The organism is Klebsiella indica (assembly GCF_005860775.1).
GTDB lineage: Bacteria > Pseudomonadota > Gammaproteobacteria > Enterobacterales > Enterobacteriaceae > Klebsiella > Klebsiella indica.
In genome coordinates this window covers 186,925-194,726 of the sequence record NZ_VCHQ01000008.1, presented here as the reverse complement: position 1 = coordinate 194,726, position 7,802 = coordinate 186,925, and the positions used below count along the sequence as shown (strand labels likewise).

General features: G+C 48.4%; 9 protein-coding genes and 1 pseudogene. 4 read left to right on the top strand and 6 right to left on the bottom strand.

Annotated features, from left to right (window positions below):
* On the bottom strand, positions 1-267 hold a 267-nt coding region (locus FE839_RS07465), incomplete at its 3' end, for a transposase (RefSeq protein ID WP_171034835.1).
* 740 nt (positions 268-1,007) lie between these two features.
* On the opposite strand from FE839_RS07465, the gene FE839_RS07460 reads away from it, so the two are divergent.
* The 4 genes from FE839_RS07460 (at position 1,008) to FE839_RS07445 (ending at position 2,979) form a co-directional block, all read left to right on the top strand.
* The gene (locus FE839_RS07460) at positions 1,008-1,511 is read left to right on the top strand and encodes a LysR substrate-binding domain-containing protein (RefSeq protein WP_138360207.1); all 504 of its coding nucleotides are present in this window, start codon (positions 1,008-1,010) and stop codon (positions 1,509-1,511) included.
* Positions 1,512-1,842: 331 nt separating this feature from the next.
* Complete coding sequence (locus FE839_RS07455; protein WP_138360206.1) at positions 1,843-2,055, top strand: Flp family type IVb pilin; 213 nt, start codon at positions 1,843-1,845, stop codon at positions 2,053-2,055.
* 2 nt (positions 2,056-2,057) lie between these two features.
* Positions 2,058-2,597 carry an A24 family peptidase gene (locus FE839_RS07450; RefSeq protein ID WP_138360205.1) on the top strand — a complete coding sequence of 180 codons (540 nt, stop codon included), beginning with the start codon at positions 2,058-2,060 and terminating at the stop codon, positions 2,595-2,597.
* Between the two features lie 49 nt (positions 2,598-2,646).
* Complete coding sequence (locus FE839_RS07445; protein ID WP_241675617.1) at positions 2,647-2,979, top strand: SAF domain-containing protein; 333 nt, start codon at positions 2,647-2,649, stop codon at positions 2,977-2,979.
* A gap of 43 nt (positions 2,980-3,022) precedes the next feature.
* Here FE839_RS07445 and FE839_RS07440 read toward each other — a convergent pair.
* From FE839_RS07440 to FE839_RS07420, 5 genes and pseudogenes are all read right to left on the bottom strand, one after another.
* Positions 3,023-3,946, bottom strand: a pseudogene (locus tag FE839_RS07440) (IS5 family transposase).
* A 16-nt stretch (positions 3,947-3,962) separates the two neighbouring features.
* Positions 3,963-4,682: a C40 family peptidase gene (locus tag FE839_RS25000; protein ID WP_138360204.1), complete on the bottom strand. Its 720-nt coding sequence runs from the start codon at positions 4,680-4,682 to the stop codon at positions 3,963-3,965.
* Between the two features lie 462 nt (positions 4,683-5,144).
* Entirely contained in the window at positions 5,145-5,618 is a 474-nt protein-coding gene (locus tag FE839_RS07430; protein ID WP_138360203.1) for a heme-degrading domain-containing protein, read from the bottom strand.
* Positions 5,619-5,664: 46 nt separating this feature from the next.
* Positions 5,665-6,843: a Gfo/Idh/MocA family protein gene (locus tag FE839_RS07425; protein WP_138360202.1), complete on the bottom strand. Its 1,179-nt coding sequence runs from the start codon at positions 6,841-6,843 to the stop codon at positions 5,665-5,667.
* Positions 6,844-6,858: 15 nt separating this feature from the next.
* Entirely contained in the window at positions 6,859-7,782 is a 924-nt protein-coding gene (locus tag FE839_RS07420) for a sugar phosphate isomerase/epimerase family protein (RefSeq protein WP_138360201.1), read from the bottom strand.
* Positions 7,783-7,802 lie beyond the last annotated feature (20 nt).

Sequence of the window (7,802 nt, the reverse complement as noted above, 5' to 3'; positions counted from 1 at the left end):
GCGCAAAGGAATGCCCATCAGGGCAAAAATGGAATCAATAAAGCCCTGTGCAGCCCGCAGGGTCAGCCGGAAAACGCGCTTAACGACCAGAACGGTAGTGATGGCAAGGTCTGAATAACGCAGAGGTCTGCCTCGTGATGAGGGCGTTGCTGATTCGTACCACGCCTGAATGGCTTCGTCGTCCAGCCAGAAAGTGACGGAGCCGCGATGAATGAGGGCCTTGTTATAGGCCTTCCAGTTGGTGATTTTGTACTTCTGCTTTGCCACGGTGTTGTCTGTATTATCAGGATAATGCGTGATCTGATCCTGCCGCTTGGCAAAAGTTCGATTTATTCAACAAAGCCTCCCTGCAGATATATCTCTCTTGCCGTGTGACAGTTTTTTTGTCCTGAATAGTGGACGCAAGGAATTATTAGAAGACCGGTTTTTGTCATTTACTGGCTTAGAATACCTAAGAAAATACTCTGATGCCAGAAGATAAAAATACCAGAGAATAGAATGGCCTGTTCATTATTCTATGACTTTCCCGGCATATGGGGATAATAGTGATAGCAGCTCTGCCTGAAATATTCATAGTCAATTCAGAAAATCGCGCAGATCTCCCAGCCATATTATGTTATCCGTAGCGGCCGCGCGATGGCCATAGCCGATGTCGGATACGGCATATTCCACGCAGCGCCTGTAGACAATAATAGCCAGGTAAAATGCTGAAAACCGCCACAGGATAGTCTGACTACAGCGGCAAGTCTTGTCGCGGCATCAGGCGTTGAATAGGTATAAGATCCGACAGGATCGGTTTCCGTAAATTCTGTTCCTGGCTTTCCCTGCAACTGGGTCAATGCATGTTTGCCGACCACGCCTGATCCAGGCCTTCGGCTCAACCAAACCGTCAGAAGTTGCGTGACGGTATAGTTCCAGATAAACGCCGTGCAGCATACTCCAGTCTGTACTGGTGTCAAGTCGGGATCTTTACCGATAGCAGACTGCGCTAATCCAACATGTGAAAGATCAAAATACGCAATGAATACGATCTTGTCTGTTGCCGTAAGCCACTGGTGATCCCAGAGGGGTGGGATTTTACGCCCTGCGTGAATGATAAGTTAATCGTGGTATGTTCGCAGGGACATTTTCTGGCTGGTGACAGCATGGCTAAATTGGATGCATTGCAATCGGCGACCTGGTTGATGGCTCTGGTCGGGACGCTCGCGCGTCAGCATTTTGAAGAAATGGTGACTCGTCTGCAGTGGCCGCAGGTTAGACGATTCCATATTATTTCAAGGGAAATGATTATTATCATGTCTATTATGAAACAGGCAAAACTGCTCGCGCTGCTACCACGAAGTATTATCACGCCGTGGCTTGAAAATAGCTTCTTTGCTGAGTTGAATACCTGTATCCATATCCCTCTCGACGATATTGGCTTTCTGAATAAGCGAAAGGATTATTCAGACTCAACAAATCTACTGACCAATTACATGCTGGATATGTTTAGTTGCTCTGTCTCCTGTTGATTGACATACCGCGTGTTACCCGAAGTACTATAATAATTATATGGATTGCCATAGCCAGATTGCTGATATCTAATAATCTGATTAATAATGATTTTTTATCAACAATGTCTGCATTGTCGCTGCGATGAACATAACGCCTCAGTGCAGGCAGACACATTCGGCACATACGATAATCGCTCTGACAAAGCCTGTTTTTACAGGCAATTGCGCCCGCCTTCAAGATTAAAAAAAGTTAATATAAATCTTCTTGCTGTTAATGATAATAACTCTCATTATGATGTCAGGTATCCGATTGCCCGTTCTAAATAACCATTATTAGTAAGGGAAAAAAATGAAAAACTGCAACGCAAAGTTGAAGGCTTTTTTTCGCGATGAAAGCGGGGTGACTGCCATTGAGTACGGCATCCTGGCGGCAGCGATGGCGGCGGCTATTGGCGCAATTTTTGGTGATGACGGGGTTTTCGTCAGAGCATTGAATGAGAAATTCAGAGAGATTGCCGATCAGATTACGGGATCGGGCACTTCTGGCTCAACCTCCGGCTAGACATGACTGATCTGGGACACGGCGCACAAATACTGTTTCTTTCTGGTTGTCTGTTATGGTGTTCATTTAGCGATTTACTTGAACGACGTATCCCTAACCGCGCAGTCGTGTTAATACTGCTTGGCTGGGTGGGAACCCGTATCTGGCAAGTCAGCATCGCCGGTGTGCCGATGATGATGATGCTGCGTGATTTGCCAGGCTCCGGGTTGGTTTTTATCGTGGGTTTTTTATTATTCCTCACGGGAAGACTGGGGGCCGGAGACGTCAAATTGATGGGCGTATTGTGCCTTTGGGTGGGTTACGGTCAGCAAACCGTTTTTGTCATGGTGACAGCACTGGTTGGCGGTATTTTGGCGTTAACTTTACCTCTGCTAAATATGTTTCCTGTCATATTGTCTTCAGGTATTGGTTTTATTAATGAAAAATTAAAGACACAACTCGCCATGCCGCCAGTATTAGCCCCTGAGCTTTCTCAGGGAATACCCTATGGGATCGCGATAGCTTCCGGGGCAGCCTATATTCTGATTTGGCCATATATCTAAACTATAACTCCCCGGCGATGTTTATCGGGAACATTAGAATTAAATAAAAATGAGAATAAAAAGAAACTCGACATTATTATTGTCCGGGGCATGTATCTTTGCCGCAATTGTTGCTCTGCTGGTGCGTAGTCAATTATCGGAGATAAAACCGGTACCGCAACAGGTTCAGATCCCTGAACCTAAAAATGTTGTACTGGTGGCAAACAGAGACCTGAATCCCGGCGATTTTATCGATACTTCCGCGCTACGCTGGCAGGAGACAGATCTGCCTGTCTCCCGGACGTTTAATTTTATTCGTGGTAAAGATAGTGAAGTCCTTCTGTTTGGCGCCACCTTGCGTGAAAAAATTGCCGCGGGGACGCCCCTGAATAGGCTTTGTTGAATAAATCAGATTTGAGGCGAGTCTTCCTGTAACAGCTCACTGTTCAGGCAATGCGCACGCTTTCTGGCATACCCGCCTTCGTCATTTTGTTCAGTGCACGCACCATCGCCAAAGCCTCTGCAACCTGACCGTCGTAGTCCCGTAGCGCCAGCGAACCGCCTAACAACTGCTTTACCCTGTACATTGCCGTTTCGGCTATTGAGCGACGATTATAATCTGTCGTCTATTTCCACCGGGCATTGCTCCCGCTCAGCCGTTGATTTGCCACTGCACGGTTTCGGTCCGCATATTCACCCGGCCAGTAACCCGCGCCTTTCCGGGGAGGGATAAGTGCACTGATTTTCTTCCGACGCAGTTCGTCGTGGCATAACCGTGTATCGTAAGCCCCGTCTGCCGCCGCAGACTTTATTTTCCGGTGTGTCTGTCGGATAAGAGCCGGGAAAGCTTCAGCATCGGTCACATTGTTCAGCGACAGGTCTGCACAGATGATTTCATGTGTTTTTGCATCAACGGCCAGATGCAGTTTTCGCCAGATACGACGCAGCTCCTTGCCGTGCTTTTTCACTTTCCACTCGCCTTCACCGAAGACTTTCAGGCCTGTGGAATCAATCACCAGATGCGCTATTTCCCCCCGGCTGGGTGTCTTAAAGCTGACATCAACCGACTTCGCTCGTTTGCTGACACTGGTGTAATCCGGGCAGCGCAAAGGAATGCCCATCAGGGCAAAAATGGAATAAATAAAGCCCTGTGCAGCCCGCAGGGTCAGCCGGAAAACGCGCTTAACGACCAGAACGGTAGTGATGGCAAGGTCTGAATAACGCAGAGGTCTGCCTCGTGATGAGGGCGTTGCTGATTCGTACCACGCCTGAATGGCTTCGTCGTCCAGCCAGAAAGTGACGGAGCCGCGATGAATGAGGGCCTTGTTATAGGCCTTCCAGTTGGTAATTTTGTACTTCTGCTTTGCCACGATGTTGTCTGCATTATCAGGATAATGCGTGATCTGATCCTGCCGCTTGGCAAAAGTTCGATTTATTCAACAAAGCCGCATCACGGTGATGAAACATTTCATTAGCCGTCCTGGGGAGCGGCGTTTTAACGAGGTCTTTATAGGCGTAATAGACAAGACCGCTGCAATCGAATCCGCTATAAGGGGAAGCGCCCCCCCATTGGTAAGGCTTGCCAAGCTGTTCCAGCAATTTTTTTACAGCATTCTGTCTGACCCGGAGATAATGTTCTGTATGAAGAGTCCGGAATGCCAGGCTGTCAGGGATATCATCAGTAATTCGCGAAGTGTATGAGAACAACATTTTTGTTGTAACCGCGTGACGGTATTCCGGACTTTTTTTCCGGGCGCTTTTTAACAATCCCCTCTTTACTAACGCCTTTGCGCCCGGATCTTTTTTCAGAGCGGTATAACGAATATTTGGCGCTGTCCGGTTGTACACCATTTTTCTTTGAACTGAAGAACGGGGTTCATTTTTTGTGACTTTCCCCAACTGGCGATTATCATACTCTCTTAATAATGTTCGGAGCTTTGCCGAATTTACCGCGTTAGCACGGGGTGGCCGTTTACTTGCGGATTCTGGATGGGGCGTAAGTTTAGCCGGGTTTATCGCAGCGTGATGCGGCGACGCTATTGCTGTTGTACCGATAATTAGTATGCTACTCAAAAGTGAAATAAAGATTGTGAGTAATAAAGGCATGTCAGTGCTGACCGAATGATTTCCTCAATAGTTACAGTATTCATTAAAAAACGCTCACTCAAAAGGATACGATTGATACATTAAGAAAATTTAATTAAGAAGTGACATATTGTGCAGTGGAATGCTCCTTGCGACAAAAATAAGCTGGGGCAGGCCTGGCGTTAGCCTTGGGGAATATACCTGGATATTGGTGAAACGCTCGTTTGAATCAGGGGTAATGACAGCTACTATGGTTGTATATCAGAAAATATTATCAGCTCGTATATACAAAAGAACGCTTAAAATGCATGTACATTAAATATCACTCAGCCCATCCCTGGGCATCGCTTCTTTGACCAGCGCTGGCGCTGTTAAAAACGCCTGTGACTCGCATGAGTGATGATATGCGCATCGGCACTCAGCAAAGCAATATTTAATTTCTGCAAACTATCTGGTGATTATTGATGGCGCCAGAGCGGCCGTTTATTTCTCAGACGCAAGATATTGCTCAATAGCCCATACGGCGAGCGCATGATCGTCGTGGGATGCCAGACCGCTGACCGTTACCGCGCCAAATACTGCGCCACCCGGTGTGAGCAAAGGGAAACATCCGCCGCTATCTGTATAGATCTGGGGATCAAGATAGGGTAAGTCTTCCATTGTGATGCCTTGCGCTTTATAACGCTCCCCGGTGAGCAAGGAGGCATGAGCATTACGCAGTACGGTATGCCGTTTACGGGCGATCCACTCCAGATTTTCATTACTGGAACCGGGCAGGGCTACCAGAAATAACGGTTGCCCCCAGGCGTACACTTCAATGGCGATGGGTAAGGCTTCTGCGTTAGCTCGCTCATAGAGCAAGTTACCGATAAACCAGGCGGCCCGGTGATCGAAATGCGCCAGACGTAAACGCTGTTCCTGTTGTTCCAGCACTTCAATTGATGGGATTTCTGACATGGCGATATCCTTTCAGGGAGCGCCTGACGGCGCTCCCTGGCATTGATTAGCGAACAGAAAACTCGACCCACTGGCCACCCTGGTCGGCAGATGCTACACAGTGTTCCACCCAATTCACCCCGATACGACCGGAATGTACTCCGGGATACCAGAATGTCTTCAGGAAAGCCTCATCTCCGCGGTCGGATGCATCTATGGCCAGCGCAAAGCGGCGATACAGGTTCGACCATGCTTCAAACAGCCCTTCAGGATGACCACCGCTAATGCGGTCATCGGCCAGCGCTTCTGGTGCAAGGTATGGCATACCGCGTTCCAGAATACGCACCGGTTCTCCCTGAATTTCATAGCGCAGTTGATTGGGGTGCTCATCCCACCATTCCAGGCTGGCTTTCGAGCCGACAACCCGGACTTTCTGGCTATGCATAGACCCGCTGTTTACCGCCGAGCACCACATTGAACCCACCGCGCCGTTGTCATACTCCATCAACACATAAGCGTTGTCTTCCAGCGGAGCACGACTTTTGACAAAGCTTTGACGGGAGCACAGCAGACGTTTGATATTCAGATGCGGCGCCATTGTTTCAGCCAGGAACAACGGATGGGTCGCCAGATCGCCGAGAACGTAGCTCGGCCCGACATATTTAGGATCGACGCGCCAGCGCGTACTGGGACTCTCCAGTTCCACCGCCTCGGCATGGAAACCATGGGCAAACATCATATTAATGATGCGGATTTCCCCCAGCAGCCCCTGCTGCACCATGTCGCGAGCCTGCAAAATCATCTGGTATCCGGAGTAGCCATAGGTCACACCGATAATTCTTTTCTTCTGCTGACTCAGTTCGTCCAGCACTTTTGCCTCTTCTCCGGTAAAGCAGAGCGGTTTTTCACATATCACATGAATGCCGGCTTCCAGAGCTGCTTTGCTGATCTCAAAGTGGGTATTGTTTGGCGTCGCAATGGATACCGCTTCAATACCGTCCGGACGTTTTGCTTCTTCGCGGAACATGGTCTGGTAATCCGGGTAGCAGCGCTCCGGGACTATCCCCAGCTTGACGCCAAACGCGCGACCACGTTCAGCATCAATATCCAGCGCGCCAGCCAGCAAAGCAAAAGAACCATCACGCAGGGCTGCTGAGCGGTGAATATAACCAATCTGGCTAGTGCCGCCGCCGCCGATCATCCCCCAACGTAAAGAGCGATCCAGAGGTTTTAATCCATTGATCATGATCGAATTCTCCTGTTAAAAACCAACTGATTTGAGATAGACCAGGCTTTGAGTCACATCATGCAGACTTCCCTCGGCCTGACGAGGATCACGTTCTTGTTCGATCGTAATCCACCCTTGATAATTGAGGCGGGACAGCAGGGCTTTCACCGCAGGGTAATCAATGGCGCCCTTACCGATTGGGCACATCACGCCTTCTGCGCAGGAAGCGAAGAAATCCAGACCTTTTGCCAGCACGTTTTTGTGGACATCGCCATTGACGTCTTTGAAATGGATATAATCCAGGCGTGAGAAATAACGCTCAAGCCAGGTCACCGGGTCCATCCCGGAGTAATAGAGATGGCCGGTATCCAGGCACAGTCCGGCGATATCATGCGGAATATCTTTTTCTATCTGAATAATTTCATCAGCAAATTCAATACAGCCACCGGCATGCGGATGAATGACTGCACGCACGCCATATTCGTTCCACGCCAGCGTACTGATATGTTTAATATGCTCAACCATTCTGTTCCAGTCGGTAGTGCTTAAACGCGGCGCTTTATCCGAATGACCCGCATATTTGGCGCGCTCCGGGTTACCGAAATCAATCACCACGAGATAAGGTGCGGGATAATTCGCCCCATGGCTTTTTTCAGCCGTCGGGATTTTTGACAGGTTACGGCAAATATTGTGCGTCAGTTCAACAATATTAGCAAAATTACTTTCACTCACCAAATCATCAAAAATAGTCCCGGCGACAATCGATAAATCGTAACGATTGAGTTCTTCAGTTAATTTTTTCGGGTCCGTTGGCAAATAAGTCCATGGCCCAAGTTCAATACTTTTATATCCTGCTTTACTTGCTTCAGTTAATACTTTTTCCCAGGATGGAAGGTACGGGTTTTTCGGATCATCAACACCCCAACTACAAGGTGCATTTGCAATATGAATAGTCATAATAACCTCTTTCTCTTTTC

Excerpts from the sequence above, each read along its gene's own strand:
- FE839_RS07420 (WP_138360201.1), bottom strand. The coding sequence starts at position 7,782 with ATGACTATTCATATTGCAAATGCACCTTGTAGTTGGGGTGTTGATGAT.
- FE839_RS07455 (WP_138360206.1), top strand. The coding sequence starts at position 1,843 with ATGAAAAACTGCAACGCAAAGTTGAAGGCTTTTTTTCGCGATGAAAGC.
- FE839_RS07430 (WP_138360203.1), bottom strand. The coding sequence starts at position 5,618 with ATGTCAGAAATCCCATCAATTGAAGTGCTGGAACAACAGGAACAGCGT.
- FE839_RS07425 (WP_138360202.1), bottom strand. The coding sequence starts at position 6,843 with ATGATCAATGGATTAAAACCTCTGGATCGCTCTTTACGTTGGGGGATG.
- FE839_RS07450 (WP_138360205.1), top strand. The coding sequence starts at position 2,058 with ATGACTGATCTGGGACACGGCGCACAAATACTGTTTCTTTCTGGTTGT.
- FE839_RS25000 (WP_138360204.1), bottom strand. The coding sequence starts at position 4,682 with ATGCCTTTATTACTCACAATCTTTATTTCACTTTTGAGTAGCATACTA.
- FE839_RS07445 (WP_241675617.1), top strand. The coding sequence starts at position 2,647 with ATGAGAATAAAAAGAAACTCGACATTATTATTGTCCGGGGCATGTATC.